At 53.9% G+C, this 20,171-nt stretch carries 18 protein-coding genes and 8 pseudogenes; 7 read left to right on the top strand and 19 right to left on the bottom strand.

Annotation, left to right across the window (positions count from 1 at the left end):
• Window positions 1–127: 127 nt before the first annotated feature.
• From FFH21_RS10020 to FFH21_RS09985, 7 genes and pseudogenes are all read right to left on the bottom strand, one after another.
• Window positions 128–922 carry a DNA adenine methylase gene (locus FFH21_RS10020; RefSeq protein ID WP_011168272.1) on the bottom strand — a complete coding sequence of 265 codons (795 nt, stop codon included), beginning with the start codon at window positions 920–922 and terminating at the stop codon, window positions 128–130.
• A gap of 180 nt (window positions 923–1,102) precedes the next feature.
• Complete coding sequence (locus tag FFH21_RS10015) at window positions 1,103–1,648, bottom strand: glycoside hydrolase family 19 protein (protein ID WP_011168271.1); 546 nt, start codon at window positions 1,646–1,648, stop codon at window positions 1,103–1,105.
• Between the two features lie 44 nt (window positions 1,649–1,692).
• Window positions 1,693–2,463 (bottom strand): annotated as a pseudogene (locus tag FFH21_RS10010) (phage late control D family protein); the annotation flags it as partial.
• Window positions 2,464–3,190: 727 nt separating this feature from the next.
• Window positions 3,191–3,379 (bottom strand): hypothetical protein, encoded by a 189-nt coding sequence (locus FFH21_RS30320; RefSeq protein ID WP_230851398.1) that lies wholly within the window; start codon window positions 3,377–3,379, stop codon window positions 3,191–3,193.
• Entirely contained in the window at window positions 3,339–3,725 is a 387-nt protein-coding gene (locus FFH21_RS09995) for a hypothetical protein (protein ID WP_004663049.1), read from the bottom strand. Before FFH21_RS09995 ends, FFH21_RS30320 begins: the two co-directional genes overlap by 41 nt.
• The gene (locus FFH21_RS09990) at window positions 3,722–4,045 is read right to left on the bottom strand and encodes a phage holin, lambda family (RefSeq protein WP_003377395.1); all 324 of its coding nucleotides are present in this window, start codon (window positions 4,043–4,045) and stop codon (window positions 3,722–3,724) included. The genes FFH21_RS09995 and FFH21_RS09990 overlap by 4 nt, the downstream gene beginning before the upstream one ends.
• A gap of 527 nt (window positions 4,046–4,572) precedes the next feature.
• Window positions 4,573–4,932 (bottom strand): hypothetical protein, encoded by a 360-nt coding sequence (locus tag FFH21_RS09985; RefSeq protein ID WP_011168267.1) that lies wholly within the window; start codon window positions 4,930–4,932, stop codon window positions 4,573–4,575.
• A 153-nt stretch (window positions 4,933–5,085) separates the two neighbouring features.
• On the opposite strand from FFH21_RS09985, the gene FFH21_RS09980 reads away from it, so the two are divergent.
• The 3 genes from FFH21_RS09980 to FFH21_RS09970 all read left to right on the top strand — a co-directional run bounded on the left by FFH21_RS09980 (window position 5,086) and on the right by FFH21_RS09970 (window position 7,706).
• On the top strand, window positions 5,086–5,445 hold the full coding sequence (locus tag FFH21_RS09980) for a hypothetical protein (RefSeq protein ID WP_041924499.1): 360 nt from the start codon (window positions 5,086–5,088) through the stop codon (window positions 5,443–5,445).
• An 84-nt stretch (window positions 5,446–5,529) separates the two neighbouring features.
• Window positions 5,530–6,165 carry a hypothetical protein gene (locus FFH21_RS09975; protein WP_041924498.1) on the top strand — a complete coding sequence of 212 codons (636 nt, stop codon included), beginning with the start codon at window positions 5,530–5,532 and terminating at the stop codon, window positions 6,163–6,165.
• Window positions 6,166–6,446: 281 nt separating this feature from the next.
• Window positions 6,447–7,706, top strand: a complete 1,260-nt coding sequence (locus FFH21_RS09970; protein ID WP_004663377.1) for an IS256-like element ISPsy17 family transposase — start codon at window positions 6,447–6,449, stop codon at window positions 7,704–7,706.
• A 239-nt stretch (window positions 7,707–7,945) separates the two neighbouring features.
• Here the strand turns inward: FFH21_RS09970 and FFH21_RS09965 are convergent.
• The 9 genes and pseudogenes from FFH21_RS09965 to FFH21_RS09920 form a co-directional block, all read right to left on the bottom strand.
• Window positions 7,946–8,253 (bottom strand): annotated as a pseudogene (locus FFH21_RS09965) (hypothetical protein).
• 534 nt (window positions 8,254–8,787) lie between these two features.
• Window positions 8,788–9,765: a hypothetical protein gene (locus tag FFH21_RS09955; protein WP_011168266.1), complete on the bottom strand. Its 978-nt coding sequence runs from the start codon at window positions 9,763–9,765 to the stop codon at window positions 8,788–8,790.
• A gap of 9 nt (window positions 9,766–9,774) precedes the next feature.
• Entirely contained in the window at window positions 9,775–10,263 is a 489-nt protein-coding gene (locus FFH21_RS09950; protein WP_005739928.1) for a type VI secretion system tube protein Hcp, read from the bottom strand.
• 159 nt (window positions 10,264–10,422) lie between these two features.
• Window positions 10,423–10,790, bottom strand: a pseudogene (locus tag FFH21_RS09945) (glycoside hydrolase family 19 protein); the annotation flags it as partial.
• Window positions 10,791–10,796: 6 nt separating this feature from the next.
• A complete protein-coding gene (locus FFH21_RS09940) occupies window positions 10,797–11,591 on the bottom strand; it encodes a DNA adenine methylase (protein WP_011168265.1) in 795 nt (264 codons plus the stop codon).
• Between the two features lie 203 nt (window positions 11,592–11,794).
• Window positions 11,795–12,340: a glycoside hydrolase family 19 protein gene (locus FFH21_RS09935; RefSeq protein WP_011168264.1), complete on the bottom strand. Its 546-nt coding sequence runs from the start codon at window positions 12,338–12,340 to the stop codon at window positions 11,795–11,797.
• Window positions 12,341–12,378: 38 nt separating this feature from the next.
• Window positions 12,379–13,419, bottom strand: a complete 1,041-nt coding sequence (locus FFH21_RS09930; RefSeq protein WP_011168263.1) for a phage late control D family protein — start codon at window positions 13,417–13,419, stop codon at window positions 12,379–12,381.
• Window positions 13,420–13,495: 76 nt separating this feature from the next.
• Window positions 13,496–13,702: a tail protein X gene (locus tag FFH21_RS09925; RefSeq protein WP_011168262.1), complete on the bottom strand. Its 207-nt coding sequence runs from the start codon at window positions 13,700–13,702 to the stop codon at window positions 13,496–13,498.
• A pseudogene (locus FFH21_RS09920) lies at window positions 13,677–13,814 on the bottom strand (phage tail protein); the annotation flags it as partial. The gene FFH21_RS09925 and the pseudogene FFH21_RS09920, both read right to left, overlap by 26 nt.
• A 556-nt stretch (window positions 13,815–14,370) precedes the next feature.
• Between FFH21_RS09920 and FFH21_RS31025 the strand changes: the two are divergent.
• A pseudogene (locus FFH21_RS31025) lies at window positions 14,371–14,538 on the top strand (hypothetical protein); the annotation flags it as partial.
• Between the two features lie 109 nt (window positions 14,539–14,647).
• Here FFH21_RS31025 and FFH21_RS09910 read toward each other — a convergent pair.
• Window positions 14,648–15,751: an IS5-like element ISPsy19 family transposase gene (locus FFH21_RS09910; protein ID WP_004663854.1), complete on the bottom strand. Its 1,104-nt coding sequence runs from the start codon at window positions 15,749–15,751 to the stop codon at window positions 14,648–14,650.
• A 68-nt stretch (window positions 15,752–15,819) separates the two neighbouring features.
• On the opposite strand from FFH21_RS09910, the pseudogene FFH21_RS09905 reads away from it, so the two are divergent.
• A pseudogene (locus tag FFH21_RS09905) lies at window positions 15,820–17,093 on the top strand (IS256 family transposase).
• Window positions 17,094–17,154: 61 nt separating this feature from the next.
• Window positions 17,155–17,310 (top strand): annotated as a pseudogene (locus tag FFH21_RS30535) (LexA family protein); the annotation flags it as partial.
• A gap of 29 nt (window positions 17,311–17,339) precedes the next feature.
• Here the strand turns inward: FFH21_RS30535 and FFH21_RS09890 are convergent.
• On the bottom strand, window positions 17,340–18,263 hold the full coding sequence (locus FFH21_RS09890; protein ID WP_011168261.1) for a hypothetical protein: 924 nt from the start codon (window positions 18,261–18,263) through the stop codon (window positions 17,340–17,342).
• Between the two features lie 398 nt (window positions 18,264–18,661).
• On the opposite strand from FFH21_RS09890, the pseudogene FFH21_RS09885 reads away from it, so the two are divergent.
• Window positions 18,662–18,904, top strand: a pseudogene (locus FFH21_RS09885) (N-acetyltransferase family protein); the annotation flags it as partial.
• Window positions 18,905–18,995: 91 nt separating this feature from the next.
• Here FFH21_RS09885 and FFH21_RS09880 read toward each other — a convergent pair.
• Window positions 18,996–20,123, bottom strand: coding sequence for a sensor histidine kinase (locus FFH21_RS09880; protein WP_019742372.1), 1,128 nt, complete (start codon window positions 20,121–20,123; stop codon window positions 18,996–18,998).
• Window positions 20,124–20,171: the final 48 nt, after the last annotated feature.

The following is a 20,171-nucleotide window of genomic DNA, read 5'->3' as shown; positions in this document are numbered from 1 at the left end:
CAAAAACTCGCACAGTGGTACAGCTTGGTATGAGCCTAGAACTCAGCCTACGGCTTCCTGCCGATCACAACTACGCCTTAAACTGTAATGGCCAAGTAATACCTGATACCCACTTCTACACCGTTGGTCAGAACAAACCACCTAAAGCTTTCGGCTCCCAATTCATGATAACTAGTTCGCCTACCACATCGGTCCGTCCCCGCCGCTGGTTTGAGGAGGTGTACCTAATGTCAACCGTTTCAAAATGAAATTCTTCGAATACTCTGCGTATGTCAGGGTGATCGTTGATGCTGACCATCACTTTCCCTTTGCACGTCCGCATGAAATCAGCCATCCGCTCATAATTCTCGAAAGGATAGTCAACACCGTACCCTGCCGTTTGCCAGTAAGGCGGGTCCATGTAATGAAACGTTTGAGGCCGGTCGTAGCGCTCGGCGCACTCAAGCCACGGAAGGTTTTCCACGTACGTACCTGACAAACGCTGCCAGGCTGCGGAAAGGTTTTCCTCGATCCGCAGCAGATTGATTGCTGGACCCGTCGTTGCAGTCCCGAAAGTCTGCCCGCTGACCTTCCCTGCAAAGGCGTGATGCTGCAAGTAGAAGAACCGGGCGGCGCGCTGGATGTCGGTAAGGGTTTCGGGACGGGTCATCTTTTGCCACTCAAATACCTGGCGCGAGCTGAGTGCCCATTTGAACTGGCGGACGAATTCTTCAAGGTGGTTTTGGACGACGCGATACAGGTTCACCAGGTCTCCGTTAATGTCATTCAAGACCTCAACGGGAGCTGCCTGGGGACGCATGAAGTAGAGTGCCGCACCCCCAGCGAACACTTCGACGTAGCATTCGTGGGGTGGGAAAAGCGGGATGAGACGGTCGGCCAGGCGGCGTTTGCCGCCCATCCAAGGGATGATGGGTGTGGACATAGAAAGCAAGACCTTTACTGTATATATAAACAGGTGCTAGGCTCGCTCCGCTTTGTGCACGAAGCGGGAGCCTTGGCTGGACTTGCAGGGGTAATCTGCGGGAACGGTGACCGGCCGAGATGTTGACGCATCTCGACTGGTCGCTCTTTTTCAATCTGTTGCGTTATCTCTTCAGCTCAATCAGACCAGTACCTTCAGGGCCCGCTCGTAAAGCGCCTGACGGTCGGCAAGGCCATTTGTGCCACCATTGATCCGTTTGGTAATTGTCAGGAAGTCGCTTTTATCTGCGAAGGTATTGAGCCCAGCACGGTGCCAGAACCAAGCAGCTGACATGGCGGCATGCTCCGGAAGCTCGAGGAGTTCAGGATGCTCGAGCAGATCCAGGCCCAGGGCCTCTGCGCACGCGGCGTAGTTATCCCTACCCGTGATCTGAATAAGCCCCCTACCCCGATACAACTGACCGTCGCCATCGTCTTCTGACGTGTTGCCCAGGCGTTCGGCGAGCCGTCCGGTGTCGTATTTTTCGAGGTACGCATCACTGCCCAACTCGCGTACGTAGCGAAGTTGGCCAGACTCATGGCCCACCTGCGCCAGGAAGGCCGCGATACGAAGCTTCGTAACGATGGCATATTTGCTCATCGCAACGTTTAAGACAGGAACAAAAACGCCAGCTCGGGAGCTGGCGTTGGGGAGGATCTGCAGCAACTGCTGCACAGTAATCGACATTCAGACATCTCCTGAATAGAGGTGATTTGTGATGGAGGTTATGGTCAGAGCTGCACGACCTTGACTGGCTTTTTCTCTTTCTTTTTGCCTTTGGCTTTTGCCTTGCCCTTGTTGCCACCATTGCACTCGGCCGTGGTGGACCAGCCAGCTTGGGTAAATACCTGTTCGACCGAATCCGTCAGGTACTCGCCATCAAGCCCCTCCTTGAACCCCTGCACGCTGATCATGCGCTCCGCGAACAGGTCAGTACGCCCGACCATTTCAAGACGGATGCCTGCAGTGCTGCGGTTGAAAGCAGCAAGACGCGCTTTCGCGGCCTGCTCCGCTGCGGTTTTGTTGGGGTAGATATGCCGGTCGGTATGAACAGGCGGGAGACCGTCCGGGGCCGTTTCGTTGTTGAGGGTCACGATCTGGAGCTTCCCGGTCTTCTTGTCCTGATGCTTCGTCGACACGGCTTTGTGTGTCGAACGATCACCCAGTCTGAACTGCCATCGGCTGACGTCTTGGCGCGTGATGGCCAGAACGCCAAACGCTTTCCCGGATGCGCTGACTCCCTCTTGCCTGGGCATGACGAGCAACTTGCCGTCGGCGACCTTGGCCGTGCAGTCGTACTTTTTTGCCAGCCGTGTGATGAAGTGGTAATCCGACTCGTTGAGCTGGTCAGCCCGTGGGACCTTTGTCGCTACGTTGCAGGCTGAGGCCCAGCCATTGCGTGCGGCAATGTCGCTGACAATCTTGGACAACGGCACATCCTCCCAGCTACCGCTGCGGGTGGTCTTACCGCTTCCACGCATGCTGCTGGCCTTGCCTTTGATGTCATCGACGCCGCGTCATCAAGAACACGTCGCAACGAAGCAACTAGGTATTTTTCAATCTCCCAAGGGTCTGACATTCCAGACAGTTCGGGAGCAATCTGAGTGGGCAAAGACAAAATCAGGTCACGGAGCATACGACCGGCTGCAAAAGCAGCAGCGTCTACTACCGCTACTTCAACGAGAGACTTGTTCGCTTCAAGAAGAGTGGTTTCAGCGAGCCTCGCTTGGGCCAATGCCAAACGTGCTTTTGATTGCTGGTAGCCAACAACCATTGACGGCGACTCTGGCGGGTTAACCGGTTCGATAACATGCGAAATAGGACTGGGTTGAGCAGACGTACTCGCTGGCCGCCTTGAAGGGTCGCTGGTAATACCCAAAAACTGTTCGGTGGCATCGACATCAACTAACCCATCAGCGGTCTCAATCAGTCTTCCGTTTTGAGCAAGCTTGCCCACGTACTGTCGAGACCAGCCTTTGCTTTTTGCATAAGCAGTACGTGAGAGAAATGTCATGTAAACCTCTGTCAACTAAAGCGCTGTCAACTGTCAACCACTGTCAACCAACGTGGGAAAACTGTCCGCTAACAGACTTCCGCGAGTCCGCAGCCCCGTATGCCCCGAATACCCCCAGGGTCCCCCCTCTCTCGGAGCGCACCAAAACAGGCCATTCGACCCGAAACGCCGAGATCACGAGCCAGGGTGCGGGTGGCCGTGGGTAGGTCCACGACCTACTTGCTCTGGCTGCGCAGGATCTGGGCGTCGACCTGATCGGCACAGGTGTCGAGCAGCTTGATGGCCTGATCCTTCAGCTCCCAGACGTCGCCGTTCGAACGAAGGTCAGTCTCATCGGCGTTGATGCGTTCACAAGGAATCAGCTCAGGGGGTTCGATTCGAACCGCTGACGTTTTTGTGACCACCACCGGCTTTGCCGCGCAGGCCGTCAGGCAAAGGCTGAGAAGCCCAATCACGAACGGGCTTGCTGTTGCGCTTGAGGTCTTCAAATTCTTTCCTCGCCTGTTTGGCTTTGTTTTCGCTGGCCTTGATCCGTTGATTCAAGTCCTTCAGATAGGCAGCGTTACGTTGGGCCTCGGCGCGCAACGTGGTGATGGTGGCCTCGCTTTCGAGATTGGCGTCGAGTGCTTTCTTCTTGGCCGTTGCTTCCACTTCCACCTCGCCGCGCAACGCGACGACCCGGTACTGCTGAATGCCGACGAGCAGTACACCCACCAGCGCGATGATGATTGCAGCGGCGATAGCCTTCATAGGGAATCCACCTTCCGGCCTATGAAACGGGCCACCAATTCGCGAATGGCCGTAACGCCAAGAAAGCCAATCGTTCCACCTGCAGCTACCGATAAGCTCGGCGGCCAAGTCATCCACTCAATCAGGCTGGACGCGACCAGACTCAACGACCCGCAGATCAGCGCTTCGAATAAGATCCGGCGCTTACTGGTTTCTTTGGCGTCGTAGAGGATGCGCAATAGAGAAACGACGATGGCCATGATCATGCCCTGCCACAGTGGATTTGAAATGGCCGCCACGATCCTGGCCCACGTATCTGGTTTGTCGGGCATGGTGCGCATCCGGTTACCCCCCTTAGGGGTGAGCTGAAAAACAAAAAACCCGGCGCATTGGCCGGGTTTGATTGTTAGTGCGTGAGCCGCTATGCGGTCGCACCTATCGAAGATGACTACTTTTTACAGGTGGATTCCGGTGGCAGCAAGCCAGTATTAATGCCACCGACGAATATGTAGGCAACACAGCATCAACGCCCCGGCAATGTAGACGAATACCCTCAATCGGCCATTCGCTTTTTTGTACATGTCCCACTGTCCCACTAGCCCAAAGACATGTGGGACGCTTGAACGCCCCGAAAACAAAGCGTTGTCCCACTGTCCTACCTTTATTGTTATTTCTCCGTGTAAAGAGAGAATATTTAAACGCACGCTGACGCGCGCGTAGCGCGTGATAGTGCCCGCTACGCTACATGTGAGAATGCTGGTTAAAAGTGGGACAGTGGGACGGAGCAACGCAGACAGGGCTGTAACCCGTCCCACCATGTAGATAGGCAGTGGGACGAGGTAGGACAAGCGGGAAATGGCGAGAGCCCTCAAGCAGCCTTACCCCATAGCAGCCCTTGAATGCTCAGGTGTGCTTGATGCAGCCGGTCGTAGTAGGTCTGCCGACTGCAACCGCAGTGGGTTATTTTTTGATGCAGGAAACTGTCGCTGTTGCAGTAATGCTCACGCACGACCAACGCAAGCTCGGGTGCCAGGTGCTTGTTGACGATCAGCTCGATGTCGGCAGACTCATCCAGCAGCACTCGGCTGCCCCGCGTGCCGCGTATCAGCTCGCCCTTGTACTCCATCAACATGGCGATCATGTTCCCACCCGAAGTGGTTCCATCATGCGAAGGCGAATGTAGGTCTTCAGCCCATAATTTCAACATCGCATCAATTCGTTTAATCATCGAAACAAGGCTCATCAAACTTCTCGACAACCAGATCTGACGTCCGGCCCCAGTTCGCGGGCTTTTTGTATAGCCGAATGTACAAGAGCACCGGCTCACTCTGAGGTTGGGGATGTAGTCAGGCTGACCTGGCCAGATCTGGGTATCGAGAACATGATCATGCGCGTCACTGCTGTCGACCTGGGCGCACCGCAAGATGGGTCTGTGCGGCTGAGTCTCATCCAAGACGTTTTTGGTGTCTTCCTGAGCGTGTATGCAGATGGCTCCGAACGCCAGTGGACTAAGCCGACTTTCGACGCAACAGACATCACGCGCTACGACATTATCGATGCTCCGACAATTTTGACGACAAACCAGACCACTGGAAGCGTCCTGATTGTTGCGGAAAATCCTGGTGTTGCGCTTGACTACCAGTTCCAGGTTAAGGGTGGTGTTGATAGTGATTACGTCGACGCTGGAGCGATGCCTTTCACGCCTCTTTTCTCAACTGTGGCAGCGATGAGCACCGGGTGAACAGATGCGAACCTGGTGCTTTCTGGGCCATCTGCGGAGCTGTCTTCCATCACGCAGGAAGAGGTTCGTCAGGGGCTTGGTTTGATGCTGCTCGTCAGTGCTTTAGGCAAGGAATGGGTCTCGTATCAGAATGCGGTGGCAGGCAACTCGACCACAGTGACTTTGGGCCTGATCAACCGTGGGCTGTTCGGAACTAAGCCGCTGGCTCACCCTGCAGGAGCCCGTGCGTGGGCGGTTTCGGAAGGTTTCGGGGTTACCGACTGGCAGTCCGGTCGGAGTGAGTCTGTGTCGATAAGGATGCTTCCCAGAACGCAGACGGGAGTGCTCGATGTTGATGATGCTGTCGTGCATTCGTACAGCGTTGCCGGTGCCAACCTGGCCCCGTGGATGCCTGGGCGTGTGCGTGTGAATGGCGTCGAGGGTGGGCAGATTTCTGGTGTTGCGACGTTGACCTGGAGGAAGCGCGACGGCGCCGTGCCTGCTGTGGTGTTCAATGGCGACGACGTGAGTCAGGTGAGCGATTCGACGTATCAAGTAGTCGTTAAATCGGGGAGCAGTGTCGTCAAGACTGTCACCGGGATCACTGGGGAATCGTGGTCGTTTGCTGACGAGACGACTCTGAACGGCGGGGCTTACTACAGCAGCCTGACTTTTGAGGTCGTTGCTCAAAAGCCAGGGTTTTCGGACTCGCGTGTCAGCACAGTCAAGATCGATAGATGATCAGGCTTTCGCTGCAGTAAGGCGCTCTTTGAGTGATGGCCCACGGTAGAACGGTGGGTATCAGGGCTGGGAGTTGCTCAAGCGGATTGTGGATGCAGAGGTTGACCTTGGCGCACGCACGAACCAACGCTAGTGCAGCAATCAACTGTATTGCGGTACCCAATAAGGGCACCACCGAATAAAAGAAAGACCTTGATTTTCATGGTCTTTTCGTCTGGCGTAAATATAGAGACTGTCAGAAATTTTGTGTTCGGGCATAACATGTAGCTAGAGGTGCATGTATGCCGACCAAAAAGAAGTCCGCCAATGCAACAGCGAGGGAGTTGCCCTCGATTCCCCAAGAGCTGATCGAGCAGTTTGTTAAAGGCCCGATGAGCGCCGAAGCCATTCAAGACGCGTCCATGGCGTTCAAGAAGGCTCTGATCGAGCGTGCGCTAGGCGCCGAGCTGGGTCACCACCTTGGTTACCCTCAGGGCGCGGAGCGCCCTGAGGGGGCGACCAATCAGCGCAATGGCAAAAGCAGCAAGACGGTTCTGACCGACGACGGGCCGCTTCGCCTGGATATCCCCAGAGACCGCGATGGTAGCTTCGCCCCGATCCTGATTCCCAAGCACGAACGACGTTTTACAGGCTTCGACGACAAGATAATTGCCATGTACGCCCGGGGCATGACGGTGCGTGAGATCCGCGCTTTTCTATCTGAGCAGTATGGAACTGACGTGTCCCATGACTTCATCAGCTCAGTCACCGATGCGGTCATGGAAGAGGTGGGCGCTTGGCAGCAACGACCCTTGGAACCGATGTATCCGGTGATCTTCTTCGATGCGTTACGGGTCAAAATCCGGGACGAGGGGTTAGTGTGCAACAAGGCTATTTATCTGGCGCTGGGGGTATTACCTGATGGCACGCGCGACATTCTGGGTATATGGATCGAGAGCACCGAGGGTGCCAAGTTTTGGATGAAGGTGTTCAACGACCTCAAGACTCGTGGCGTTGAAGATGTTCTGATCGCCGTCACGGATGGCCTCAAAGGAATACCGGAGGCGTTGGGGGCGGTTTTTCCTGCCACGACGCTGCAAACCTGCATCGTGCATCTGATCCGCAACAGCTTGGACTATGCCGCTTGGGATAAACGTCGGGCACTGGCCAAAGCACTCAAGCCGATCTACCAGGCGATCAATGCCGATGTGGCTGAGCAAGAGCTTAACGCCTTTGAAGCGGGCCCCTGGGGCAAGCAGTATCCGACTGTAGTTGCTGCATGGCGTCGCGCCTGGGATCGGGTTATACCGTTTTTTGTTTTTCCGGCGGGCATTCGCAAAGTGGTTTACACGACCAATGCCATCGAGAGCATCAATGCCCAGTTACGCAAGATCATCAAGACTCGAGGGCACTTCCCGACCGATGAGGCTGCGACGAAACTGATATGGCTTGGGTTGCGCAACATCACCGCCAACTGGGGTCATGCGGCACACGACTGGAAAGTGGCAATGAATCAATTTGCGATCCTGTACGGAGACCGATTTACCAGACCGAGCTGGTAAAACAAGGGCCTGCCTGACGGCAGGCCCTAACCAGCCCGAACACAAAAAAACTGATACTCCCTAAATATAGCGTAAAGGCCAAGTCCGCAATCTGCTCCGCGTGATAGAAAACTTACTCCACCCGATCCGCCCTCCACAATAGAGCTTTCCCAGGCGCAATCTGGAGCAATTGAAATACGTTCTCAAGAGCCAGGCATAGAGCCGCCAATGAGCAAAATTGCGTGATCGATCAATAATCTTTACATAAAAAACAGCAACGTCATGCCAAGGAGAAATACTGTGGCTATTGCTTCTTTTCTAGAAAGCGCTAGGCCGATGAAAAACTGCACAATGACAACGACAGTGACTAATAATCCTCGTAAACCCGCTCTATTGTCCGAATCACTCTGAATCGGTGTAAAAGGCACATTATCCGGCAGTGGCTCAAGAGAACTAGGCTCCATCCAATCGTATTCAGAGCCTTGAAACAGCACATACATGAGCAGACTCGTAAAATAAATGGCATACAAAAAAAACGCAACAACAGACGCTTAAGCCTCATACCCATCACATCACAGACCCACTAAAATTACGCCCCGCGAAACCTATCTGCTAGGGCAGCGAGTACACCAAATCATCAGCAAAAAAATATTAGCGAAAGAAGAAAAGCAGCCGAAACTTAATCCCAGAACAGTCTGCAAAAGTCAAAACGACCACCCTCCTCTCTAACCAAGCCTAAGCTATATATTTCTCACCCGCACTGAGCGCAATCAGAAAAACAAGCAAAACACAGCAAGCAATGAACGGTATCATGAGAAGATACCTATAGCGCTTCGGAAGCCTGCTTAACTCTTGGACGTCTATCAAACCTCTTTTCGCATGCATCTTTGGCATAATTAATACCATAGAAATTATGCCTCCCCTCATGACCTTACCAAGCAAACCAGCATTTGACCAAACACGCTTATTATCCTCTACGCAAGAGCAATTCGAGAGACGACTTTCTATAGCCTCAACATATATATGAGCTATCAGCATTATAACAACCAATACCAACCCAATAGCCATTAATATAAAACCAGAAAATAAATCTATTTGGGCGCTAGTCATTTGTCATTTTCCCGTAAAGAACCTCTCCAAACTTTTCACCTTTCGACTCGCCAAACTCCCCTCCCCCCCAGCCGCCTACAGCCCCCCCAATCACGCCGCATGCAAGCGTGCCCATACCACCAGTTGGAATACCAATTGCGACGCAAGCTGTAGTGGCGAGTACTCCGCCTACATATCCACCAGCACCGGCTCCAAAAACGCTACCCAATAGCGAACCACCCTCAACATATTTCGCCTTACGACACTGTTCTTCACGACCCAGAGTACAAGCTTTATGAATGGCTAGTCCGGTAGAACCTACCTCAAGAGCAGTCCCGATGTAAGCTCCTCTTTTGATCCATTTAGCAGCTTTCGCCACGCCAGATACCTTGTCGGCATACCCTGGAATTTCTCCGGCATGCATATAGCTATTGGTTGAAAGCCCAAGCATTCTTTTAATGGAGCCTTCATTACGCAGTCCGGATCCATAGGACAGGAAATTATTCAGCAGCTTATCAAGCTTCATGAACAGCTCGGTTCGCTTGGCGTAGAAAGCGTCTCGCTGGGTCATCGTGCCGGACCCCATGTGATCCCGGTAAAGCTTTTCGATGTCTTGAAGCGTTTTTTTAATCACCTCCATATGCTTGGCCCAACCATCACTTGCAGCGCCTACCCCCATCGATGTGTAGGATATCGCCTGCTTGAGCAGCTCGAAATTCTCAACAAAAAAATCATCAGCTTCCACCCCATTAACCAGCAGTGCCCTATGCACCTCAGCAGCCTTGACCATTAGAAAAGCTTCTTGGGCAGTAGACAACGGAGTAGAAGCATCGCCGACGATGACCAGTTCACCAGGCAGGACAACGCCACCCGAGATGTGGGAGTTGAGGGCGACGAACTTGGCCTTCGTATTCTTTGGCAGCGCAAGGTTGGTTTTCAGAGATTCGAAGGTCTGCGCTCTGGAATTGACAAAAGTTCGTACTTCAGCCATGGTCGTGCCTCACGAATACTTTTTATTATTGATCCGGTCCCAACCGCCGGCCACGTTACCTCCTGCTGTGCCATCAACACGTTTCTGCAATGTGTAGGTAGTTTTGATGCGGCCGTAGTTGAGCTGCACGATTTCTATGGGAATACCTGAACTTGCGCTCTGTGTGTAGTCGGCGATGATAACTTCCTCAAGCACCACTTCGTAGTATTTGAGCTTGTCAGTGCCTGCGCGGCAGAGCACCAGCTTCACTTCCTTGAGGTGCTGGCCTGCACAGCTGGCTTCCATCAGCTTGCAACTAGCGCTGTCAAGGTATTTGGTGAAGGTGAAGTTGGTCATAGTCGTGCGACCAGATGAAGCGCCGCCCGCGGAACTAGCGGTTGCGGAGGTGCTTTGGCTGACGCCAAAGTTATAACCGATAATTTCAATCCATTTGCTGTATTTCTCGTCCAGAGCTTCGCCGGGGATGTCTGCGATCTGAATAAAGGCGTCGAAAGCCATCTTTTACCTCTCCTTGGTAGCCGTTTGCTACACGTTAATTGGCGTAAAGCTCCGATGTGACAGCAAATTACAGCATCAGTTCCCGCAGCAGAGTTGACTATAGAGTAGTGACTTGAGGTAGTTGTATGCCTATTTCAAGCCAAGAAGGCCTCCATCACTCTATGGGTGTGGATACATAACAGCGCACCGTCCGGTGCCAGCAGTATCAGCAGAACGCCGACTGCACTCCCACGCATTCAATGCACACTCTATGAGGGCGTGACGATCAGCCAGACCATTTGTGCCGCCGCTGAAGCGCTTGGTAATAGTCAGAAAGTCCCCTTGTCCGCGAGGTTGGAGCGGCGCCCGGGCCGTGCAACCGACATTGAGGCGTCGTCAGGCAGCTCCAGCAGCTCCGGATGATTGATTAGATCAAAGCCCAGCGCCTCGCCGCAATCCGCGTAGTTTGTTTTACCGGTGACCTGAATCAGCCCCCAGCCCAGATACAAGTGGCCGTCATCGTCAGGGGTGTTCCCCAGGCGAGCAGCCGGCCATCAGAACAAACCACCAAGCTCGGCAGGTTCCCAATTCATGATAACCAGCTCACCGCTGACATCAGCCTTTCCCTTTCTCTGGTTTGCCGTGCTGTAGCGAATGTCCACAACCTCAAAATGGAAACCCTCAAACACTCGTCGAATGTCCGGATGGTCATTGATGCTAACCATCACCTTCCCCTTACACCTTCGCATAAAGTCGGCCATTCGCTCGTAATTCTCAAATGGAAAATCCATACCGTACCCGGCCGTCTGCCAGTAAGGCGGGTCCATGTAATGGAAGGTGTGAGGCCGGTCGTAACGCTCGGCGCACTCAAGCCACGGCAGGTTCTCGACGTAGGTGCCCGACAAACGCTGCCAGGCAGCAGAAAGGTTCTCTTCGATCCGCAGCAGGTTGATGGCCGGACCGGTCGTCGCGGTACCGAACGTCTGCCCACTGACCTTGCCTGCGAAGGCGTGATGCTGCAGATAGAAGAAACGGGCGGCGCGCTGGATATCGGTGAGGGTTTCTGGGCGTGTCATCTTCTGCCACTCAAATACCTGGCGCGAGCTGAGTGCCCATTTGAATTGGCGGACGAATTCTTCAAGGTGGTTTTGGACGACGCGATACAGCGTCACCAGATCGCCGTTGATGTCGTTCAGGACCTCAACGGGGGCGGCCTGGGGGCGCATGAAGTAGAGGGCCGCACCGCCAGCGAACACTTCGACATAGCACTCGTGGGGTGGGAACAGCGGGATTAGACGGTCGGCCAGGCGGCGTTTGCCGCCCATCCAAGGGATGATGGGTGTGGACATAGAAAGCAAGACCTTTACTGTATATATGAACAGGTGCTAGGCTCGCTGCGCTTTGTGCACGAAGCGAGAGCCTTGGCTGGACTTGCAGGGGCAATCTGCGGGAACGGTGACCAGGCGTGGTGTTGACGCATCACGACTGGTCGCTCTTTTTCAATCTGCTGCAGTAATTCTTTGCGCTCAGGCTTGGCTGGCCAACAGCTCGTTCACGGAAGTGTCTTCAAGGCGCGCTCATAAAGCGCTTGCCGGTCGGCTAGGCCATTTGTGCCGCCATTGATGCGTTTGGTGATGGTCAGGAAGTCGCTTTTGTCCGCAAAAGTATTGAGCCCCGCCCTGTGCCAGAACCAGCCTGCCGACATCGCGGCGTGCTCCGGACGCTCGAGGAGTTCAGGGTGCTTGAGCAGATCCAAGCCCAATGCCTCACCGCAGGCCGCGTAGTTCGCCCGTCCCGTAATCTGAATGAGCCCCCTGCCCCGATACAACTGGCCGTCATCATCATCCTCGGGCGTGTTACCGAGGCGCTCGGCAAGCCGCCCGGTGTCGTACTTGTCGAGGTATGCATCGCTGCCCAATTCCCGCACATAACTAAGCTGGCCGGACTCGTGCCCGATCTGCGCGATGAATGCGGCAATGCGCAGCCTCGTGACAATCTGGTACTTGCTCATCGCCGTGTTGAGGACAGGAACAAAAACGCCAGCTCGGGAGCTGGCGTTGGGGAGAATCTGCAGCAACTGCTGCGTTGTTATCGACATGCGTTTATCTCCTGATGAAATGGTGCTGACCTGACCAGTTAAAGCCGTACGACCTTGACCGGTTTCTTCTCTTTCTTTTTGCCTTTGGCTTTTGCCTTGCCCTTGTTCCCGCCATTGCACTCAGCGGTGGTGGACCAGCCGGACTGGGTAAACACCTGTTCAACCGAATCGGCCAGGTACTCACCATCAAGACCTTCCTTGAAGCCCTGCACACTGATCATGCGCTCTGCAAACAAATCAGTGCGCCCGACCATTTCCAGACGGATACCTGCCGTGCTGCGATTGAAGGCAGCGAGGCGGGCTTTCGCTGCCTGCTCAGCAGCAGTTTTGTTGGGATAGATATGCCGGTCGGTGTGGACAGGCGGGAGGCCGTCCGGGGAAGCATCGTTGTTGAGCGTCACGATCTGGAGCTTCCCGGTCTTCTTGTCCTGATGCTTGGTCGAGACGGCCTTGTGTGTCGAACGATCACCCAGCCTGAACTGCCATCGACTGACATCCTGGCGCGTGATGGTCAGCGTGCTGAATTGTTTCCCGGAAGCGCTCAGCCCCTCTTGTCGGGGCATAACGAGCAGCTTGCCATCGGCGACCTTGGCAGTGCAGTCGTGCTTTTTTGCCAGGCGCGTGATGAAGTTGTAATCCGACTCGTTAAGCTGATCAGCGCGGGGAACCTTCGTCGCAACATTGCACACAGGCGTCCACCCATTGCGTGCGGCAATGTCGCTCACTATCTTGGAGAGAGGTTCGCCCTCCCAGCTACCGCTGCGCGTGGTCTTGCCACTGCCGCGCATGCTGCTGGCCTTACCCTTGATGACCATCGTGTCGGGCGGGCCTGATATCTCGACTTCATCTATCGTGTACAGACCAATCTTGGTCAGCTTCTGACCTTCGTAGCCCAGATACACCTCGACATCAGCCCCCCTCGACGGCAACGCCACTGCACCGTCGCGGTCATCGATGCGCAGCTCAAACTCGTCTGAGTCCATGTCGGGCTTGTCAGTGGTGCGCAGCTGGATCAACCGATCATTGATCAGCGCCGTGATATCGGTGCCGTCGGCAACGATCCGAAAAGTGGGTTTCATGGGGAACACCAAAAGAAGGCCCCGCACTTGGCGGGGCAGGACAGAGGGGATGATTCGTTACGCGTAACGAAGGGGGTCAGCCCCAGAGCATTACGGTTTCACCCGAGGGTGCGGGAAGATCCGGCAGGGTGATGACCAGCCCGGCCCGATACGGCTGCACCACATCAGCCAGGCCCTGATTGGCATCCAGCACGGCTTCCACAGAGCCTTTCAGATGGCCGTAGTAGTTGAAACAAACGGTATCGAGGATATCGCCGTCAGACGTTCTGCATATCGTCGCCATAGCGTGTGAACTCCAGCGTAAACGCCTGTTTGCGAGGGATACCCCCTTGCATCAGGGCGCTCTGATCTTCCTGAATTTTCTTCAAGCACCAGTTGCCCATCACCGCCCCGTAACGGCACACGCTCTTTTTCAAACACCTGCGCCGTTGCTCCCAGCGTGGGAATGGCCGGACCCGGCATAGGGACAGGGGCCGGTGGCGCAGCCAGCAGCGACACCGGCTTGTTCTCTTTTTCCGGGGTGCCGAAGACCTCCTTGCCCAACGCGCCGCCGATCTCACCGCCGCCCCACGCCCCCAGGGCACCGCCAATGGCCGCGCCTATCGCCGTGCCCATGAGGCGTTTACTTTAAGACTAAAGCAGTGAGTAAATGGCTGAATGGAGAAGCGATTGCCAATGCAGATAGCGTGGTCGTTTTGTGCTCATGGTTGAAGGTGCGTAGGGAATGGCTAGAATATGGCGTGTTGCCAAAGAGCAGCGCATTTGATTCTTCAATAGAGAAGCTTACAACTGTAGGGACCTCCAATGCCGTAGATGTCCCATCTCGTTTTGACAAGGTGCCCCCTGATCTCATGGGTCCAAGCGGGGCTTGGTGCGAGGAAGCGAGCATAAGCCCTATGGTGTAAATGAGTGGGTATCCTGCCCAGTGCCCATTAGCAAAAATGGTTTGCGCTTAGGGTACGTGGAGACTCTATGACGAATCCTAGGTCAGGACGTAGCTACCCTTCAGACTGCATTATATTTATAGATCCAGAAGTCAGAGCAACTACCCGGGACCGTGTAATAGCGCGGGTCCCGAGACTGTCAGAAATTTTGTGTTCGGGCATAACATGTAGCTAGAGGTGCATGTATGCCGACCAAAAAGAAGTCCGCCAATGCAACAGCGAGGGAGTTGCCCTCGATTCCCCAAGAGCTGATCGAGCAGTTTGTTAAGAGGGTGTAGACAAAATCATGTAGTGAGTCGGCGCGCGAGTATTCGAGCCTCGGCCAACCAAACCCATGCCTCGCTTACCGCAAAAAGGCGATCATGATGCATGATCAGTCGCCGAGCTCTCTCATTCCAGGCATGAGTTCGCTCCACTACCCATCGCTTGGGCATGACCACAAATCCAGTCTGAACAGGCTCCACGGAAAATAGATCGCCTTGTTCAGAGTGCCATTGCCCTGTTCTTCTGTTATTCGGGCCACGGATCACTTGAACATCGATAGCGTGCAGTTGATGGGTGCGCTGTGCCCATTTTCCTGCGTACGCACTATCAACAAAAAGCGTGCTCAGTGACGGATATTTTTCCTTCGAGTACGCCACCGCATCATCCGCCGCGTCACGATCCTGCACGCTTGCAGCACTGATACTGACAGCCAGCAGCAGGCCCAATGTATCGACAATCAGACTTCGTTTACGCCCCTTCACTTTTTTGCCTGCGTCGTAGCCGCTGTCACCGCCTTGAGGAGAACTGCGGGTCGACTGTGAATCCAGGATCGCTGCTGACGGGCTGTCAGCGCGTTCTTCCCGCTCACGCCATTGAGCTCGCAAGCGATCATGCATTTGCTCGAACTTGCCTTGAGCGCTCCACCGGCGGAACGTTTTGTAGACATTGTCCCAATGAGGAAAATCGCGGGGTAGCATTCGCCATGAGCACCCCGTGCGTACGACATAGCAACAGGCTTCCAGCAACGTGCGCCGAGAGTGAAGCGGTGGCACTCCTCGTCCGCCCTGGCTTTCAAACAGGTCGGCGACCAGTGCCCACTCGGTATCTGTCAAGCAACTCGGATATAGCTGCTCCGGCAGTTGGCGGCGGTGGGTTTCATTGTAGCCATAGGCTTTATTAGGTTCAGGTGACTGAAAACTTCCCTTGGCCCGCTGCTTTACACGCGTAATCCCTGCCATTTTCAACGCTTTTGCAAAGGTGTCGGGATGCGCAGTGATACCGGTTTCGGCGAAGAATACGAGCGCCAATTCGGCCTGGCTGGAATAGGGCTGTGCATGAGCGAGTTTCACCAGCACGGGATAGTGCTCGGCGGCAATCGAGCGAGGACGTCCGGTTTTAGGCATGGCTTGAGGGCTATTCAGACAAGGGAGTGAAAGTTTAATTTATTTTGTCTACACCCTCTAAGGAAGGTCTGAAAAAGCCTTTTCTTCAAAAGTCGAAGCCAGTAAATACAGGCGCTCCAGCCCGGTTCCTCTCCAAAAAAATGGGCTTTTTCAGAGGATACTTAAAGGCCCGATGAGCGCCGAAGCCATTCAAGACGCGTCCATGGCGTTCAAGAAGGCTCTGATCGAGCGTGCGCTAGGCGCCGAGCTGGGTCACCACCTTGGTTACCCTCAGGGCGCGGAGCGCCCTGAGGGGGCGACCAATCAGCGCAATGGCAAAAGCAGCAAGACGGTTCTGACCGACGACGGGCCGCTTCGCCTGGATATCCCCAGAGACCGCGATGGTAGCTTCGCCCCGATCCTGATTCCCAAGCACGAACGACGTTTTACAGGCTTCGACGACAAGATAATTGCCATGTACGCCCGGGGCATGACGGTGCGTGAGATCCGCGCTTTTCTATCTGAGCAGTATGGAACTGACGTGTCCCATGACTTCATCAGCTCAGTCACCGATGCGGTCATGGAAGAGGTGGGCGCTTGGCAGCAACGACCCTTGGAACCGATGTATCCGGTGATCTTCTTCGATGCGTTACGGGTCAAAATCCGGGACGAGGGGTTAGTGTGCAACAAGGCTATTTATCTGGCGCTGGGGGTATTACCTGATGGCACGCGCGACATTCTGGGTATATGGATCGAGAGCACCGAGGGTGCCAAGTTTTGGATGAAGGTGTTCAACGACCTCAAGACTCGTGGCGTTGAAGATGTTCTGATCGCCGTCACGGATGGCCTCAAAGGAATACCGGAGGCGTTGGGGGCGGTTTTTCCTGCCACGACGCTGCAAACCTGCATCGTGCATCTGATCCGCAACAGCTTGGACTATGCCGCTTGGGATAAACGTCGGGCACTGGCCAAAGCACTCAAGCCGATCTACCAGGCGATCAATGCCGATGTGGCTGAGCAAGAGCTTAACGCCTTTGAAGCGGGCCCCTGGGGCAAGCAGTATCCGACTGTAGTTGCTGCATGGCGTCGCGCCTGGGATCGGGTTATACCGTTTTTTGTTTTTCCGGCGGGCATTCGCAAAGTGGTTTACACGACCAATGCCATCGAGAGCATCAATGCCCAGTTACGCAAGATCATCAAGACTCGAGGGCACTTCCCGACCGATGAGGCTGCGACGAAACTGATATGGCTTGGGTTGCGCAACATCACCGCCAACTGGGGTCATGCGGCACACGACTGGAAAGTGGCAATGAATCAATTTGCGATCCTGTACGGAGACCGATTTACCAGACCGAGCTGGTAAAACAAGGGCCTGCCTGACGGCAGGCCCTAACCAGCCCGAACACAAAAAAACTGATACTCCCCGGGTCCCGCGCACCAATGAAGTGACGTTTAAGGTTCTATTGGAGGACGCAGGGAGGCAGTATCTGCGCCCGATAAACCCACAATACCCCATCATTGATATTATTGAAGAAACCCATATCTGCGGTAAGGTTATGGGCTCTTTCATACCTGAGTAAATGAGGACACCATAGCCCCAGCTTGGCGTCTAGATTTTCAAAAAGTGATCATCGTTTTCAATGTACATATTGATATTCTGAAAGACCCAGAAGGGGCCGTCCTCTGACAGAACACCTTTTTCGCACTGATTCGTTTTCCAACGACCAAAAAATATATACTCCTCACCTACTGCAAAGCTGCTCGCTAGAGAGGATTTCGTTAAGGCAATTTTTACAACGGGCTTCACTACTTTATTACTCGGATCAGGCGTGACATAGGGAGCGTCCAGCTCTACTGAGTGAAATGGAAATTTTTCCGTTGGAGACTTTATACATTTAACACTACCGCAAATGGCTAGCGGCGAAGTTGTTTTAGGCGCTCCATATACATTGACTAACGTGCGAATATTTTCGTGATCGAAGTAAAACTCAGACCAAGGAATACTTTTGGCCCCGTCTTTGATGACGACAAGAGAGCTAAGATCCTCATTACTTTCACACAAGCTTCTAAGCTCTACTATCTGCTTTAGCTTCTTCAAGTAGCTGCTTAGCTTACCCTTCTGAACAAATAATTTATCTTTTCCTTGATTCTTTTCAGAATCTTTGGCGCTGGACAACTCAAGCTTAGAGACGGCCTTGAATGCCTGTAACAGTATATGCAAACGAAACTCATAACTATTTTGGGATACTGACCCGAAAATATCTGTATCAGAGCCGGCGGCCATCACCTTTAATTGGCCTTCCAGGTTGTATTTGCAATCAGCGGCATGAACCTCTTTGGGCTTAAGCCGAAAGCTTGGCTTAACCGTTATGGATTTGTCTGCAAGTTGTCTCAGGTGGCTCTTCACAAACGTAAGCTTAGCAGCACATTCACTTGAGGCGCAGATTGGAATTCCCACGGGAGACGACTCATATTCCTGAGCTGTTTTTTGCCCGACACCTTGAATTTTCGCCTTAAAAATCTTGCTTCCCACTTACCCTCCTACAAATTGAAAATTTGGATCCACAAATATCCATCACTGAGTGCAAAACTGCAAGGGAATTACTCAATCAAGAAAATATCAACCATAAGTTGATATTCACCTCATTCTTCCACCACAGAGCGAGGCATCACCATGCACACCAAGGCCGCCCCTCCGGAACTGACAATATCTCAAACGGTAACCGCTGGCGTTTATCCTTGCGCAGCTTGGTGAGCGCAGCCGGTTACTGGCGAGGAGGTATGTACGAAACCGGAAGTTCGTTATGAAGAAGTCTGACGTCGAGGTGATATGAGCATCACGTCAGAAGTTCATAACAAGCTGCGCCATCATCGGCAGGCGTACCAAGACGGTCTGACCAGGTATTCAGCGGGCAAAGAAGGAGTACATCAATGATTCGCATGGCCCGCCCCTCTGACGCAAAGGCCATTGCCCAGGTGCATGTCAGCAGTTGGCAAGAAGCGTACTGTGACCTGATGCCGACCGAATACCTGAATTCGCTGGAAGCAACCCTGGCTCAACGTGAATCATTTTGGGTTCGCTCGATTGAATCGGGCGAGCCTTGCGTATTGGTCGAGGAGTTGAACGAGCAGGTGGTCGGCTGGATATCAGTCGGTGCCAGCCGTGACGAAGATACTGCGGCAACGTTGGACCGTACCAAGGCTTTTACGCAAAGACGTAGTCGAGCGAGAAAGACAGATGACACAAGCGCCATCTGCCGGGGGCTCACTCCGCATTCAGCGGAATAAACACCGCAAACGTAGTTCCCAGATCCGCTTTTGACGTCACTTCAATACGCCCGCCATGGGCATCGACGATCTTGGCGACGATGAACAAGCCAAGCCCAAGGCTTGAGTAGGGACCGTTGTCAGTCATTTTCTCGGGCGAGTAGCGATCCATCGGGTTGAAGATAAAAGGAAGCACGTCTTCGGGAATTGGACTACCTGTGTTGTGCACGGTGAACTGAAGTGTGCCGTCAGAAGCTGCCAGCGTTACCTCGACAGGGTCGCGGCTGTTGCCGTGTTGTATGGCATTGCCAATGAGGTTCGAGAAGACCTGCTCCAGGCGATCACCATCAAAATTGCCAATGACCGGATCGTTGGAAGTGAGGTGAATATCCGCCTCTGGATTGACCGTACGCGATTCGTCAACGATGCGAGCACAGATGGGCTGGATGTCTGTCTGGGTCTTTTTCAACGGAATGCCGGGACCGATCTGTGACCGTGTGAAGTCGAGCAGATCGCCAACGATCTGATTGGCTCGTTTCACGCTTGAGTAGATCCTTGATGCCACCTTGGTCGGCCGCGCGCCCAGGTCATTGGTACGCAACAGCACGTCTGCACCCAGCAATATGGCACTTAACGGTGTGCGCAAGTCGTGCCCGAGGATGCCCAGAAAGATATTGCGCGAGGCCTGAACCGCACCGGTATAGCTGGAGATGGATTCCGCGAGAGCCTGATCTATTGCTTCGTTGAAGCGGATCATGTCCTCCATCTGCTGCTGGGTGTCCGAGGTCGCGCGCATCATCCATTGTTTTATCACGCTCGCGCGTAACGCTCGAAACTCCGAGACCACCTGATCAATGGTGAAACCTGACATCAAACGAGTGATCGCATGGCTTTTCGCAGCGGTCTCTTCTTGCGATACGACCTGGCCCTGAGATTTTTCGACCTGTTGCTGCGACGACTGATCAGTCCTTAAATCGGTGGCAATGGCTCGAAGCATCTGCTCGGCGTGATCTCTGAGCTCCTTGGTATCCAGAGGCTCGCCGAGCGTGGACATGGTGCGCGCGAAGTCGGTCCACTCCAGTACAATAGGCTCGATGTTCTCAAGGATGAAGCCCGATAACCGCATAGCAATTAAAACCCGAAAATGAACCCCGCGAACTGCAGATTCGTGGGG

Origin of the sequence: Pseudomonas sp. KBS0707, from assembly GCF_005937945.2 — a bacterium.
Lineage (GTDB): Bacteria > Pseudomonadota > Gammaproteobacteria > Pseudomonadales > Pseudomonadaceae > Aquipseudomonas > Aquipseudomonas amygdali.
The sequence above is the reverse complement of the archived record's forward strand: the minus strand, read 5'-3'. Positions and strand labels throughout refer to the sequence as shown.

Excerpts from the sequence above, each read along its gene's own strand:
- FFH21_RS10020 (WP_011168272.1), bottom strand. The coding sequence starts at position 922 with ATGTCCACACCCATCATCCCTTGGATGGGCGGCAAACGCCGCCTGGCC.
- FFH21_RS10015 (WP_011168271.1), bottom strand. The coding sequence starts at position 1,648 with ATGTCGATTACTGTGCAGCAGTTGCTGCAGATCCTCCCCAACGCCAGC.
- FFH21_RS09995 (WP_004663049.1), bottom strand. The coding sequence starts at position 3,725 with ATGAAGGCTATCGCCGCTGCAATCATCATCGCGCTGGTGGGTGTACTG.
- FFH21_RS09990 (WP_003377395.1), bottom strand. The coding sequence starts at position 4,045 with ATGCGCACCATGCCCGACAAACCAGATACGTGGGCCAGGATCGTGGCG.
- FFH21_RS09985 (WP_011168267.1), bottom strand. The coding sequence starts at position 4,932 with ATGATTAAACGAATTGATGCGATGTTGAAATTATGGGCTGAAGACCTA.
- FFH21_RS09980 (WP_041924499.1), top strand. The coding sequence starts at position 5,086 with ATGATCATGCGCGTCACTGCTGTCGACCTGGGCGCACCGCAAGATGGG.
- FFH21_RS09975 (WP_041924498.1), top strand. The coding sequence starts at position 5,530 with ATGCTGCTCGTCAGTGCTTTAGGCAAGGAATGGGTCTCGTATCAGAAT.
- FFH21_RS09970 (WP_004663377.1), top strand. The coding sequence starts at position 6,447 with ATGCCGACCAAAAAGAAGTCCGCCAATGCAACAGCGAGGGAGTTGCCC.
- FFH21_RS09955 (WP_011168266.1), bottom strand. The coding sequence starts at position 9,765 with ATGGCTGAAGTACGAACTTTTGTCAATTCCAGAGCGCAGACCTTCGAA.
- FFH21_RS09950 (WP_005739928.1), bottom strand. The coding sequence starts at position 10,263 with ATGGCTTTCGACGCCTTTATTCAGATCGCAGACATCCCCGGCGAAGCT.
- FFH21_RS09940 (WP_011168265.1), bottom strand. The coding sequence starts at position 11,591 with ATGTCCACACCCATCATCCCTTGGATGGGCGGCAAACGCCGCCTGGCC.
- FFH21_RS09935 (WP_011168264.1), bottom strand. The coding sequence starts at position 12,340 with ATGTCGATAACAACGCAGCAGTTGCTGCAGATTCTCCCCAACGCCAGC.
- FFH21_RS09930 (WP_011168263.1), bottom strand. The coding sequence starts at position 13,419 with ATGAAACCCACTTTTCGGATCGTTGCCGACGGCACCGATATCACGGCG.
- FFH21_RS09925 (WP_011168262.1), bottom strand. The coding sequence starts at position 13,702 with ATGGCGACGATATGCAGAACGTCTGACGGCGATATCCTCGATACCGTT.
- FFH21_RS09910 (WP_004663854.1), bottom strand. The coding sequence starts at position 15,751 with ATGCCTAAAACCGGACGTCCTCGCTCGATTGCCGCCGAGCACTATCCC.
- FFH21_RS09880 (WP_019742372.1), bottom strand. The coding sequence starts at position 20,123 with ATGCGGTTATCGGGCTTCATCCTTGAGAACATCGAGCCTATTGTACTG.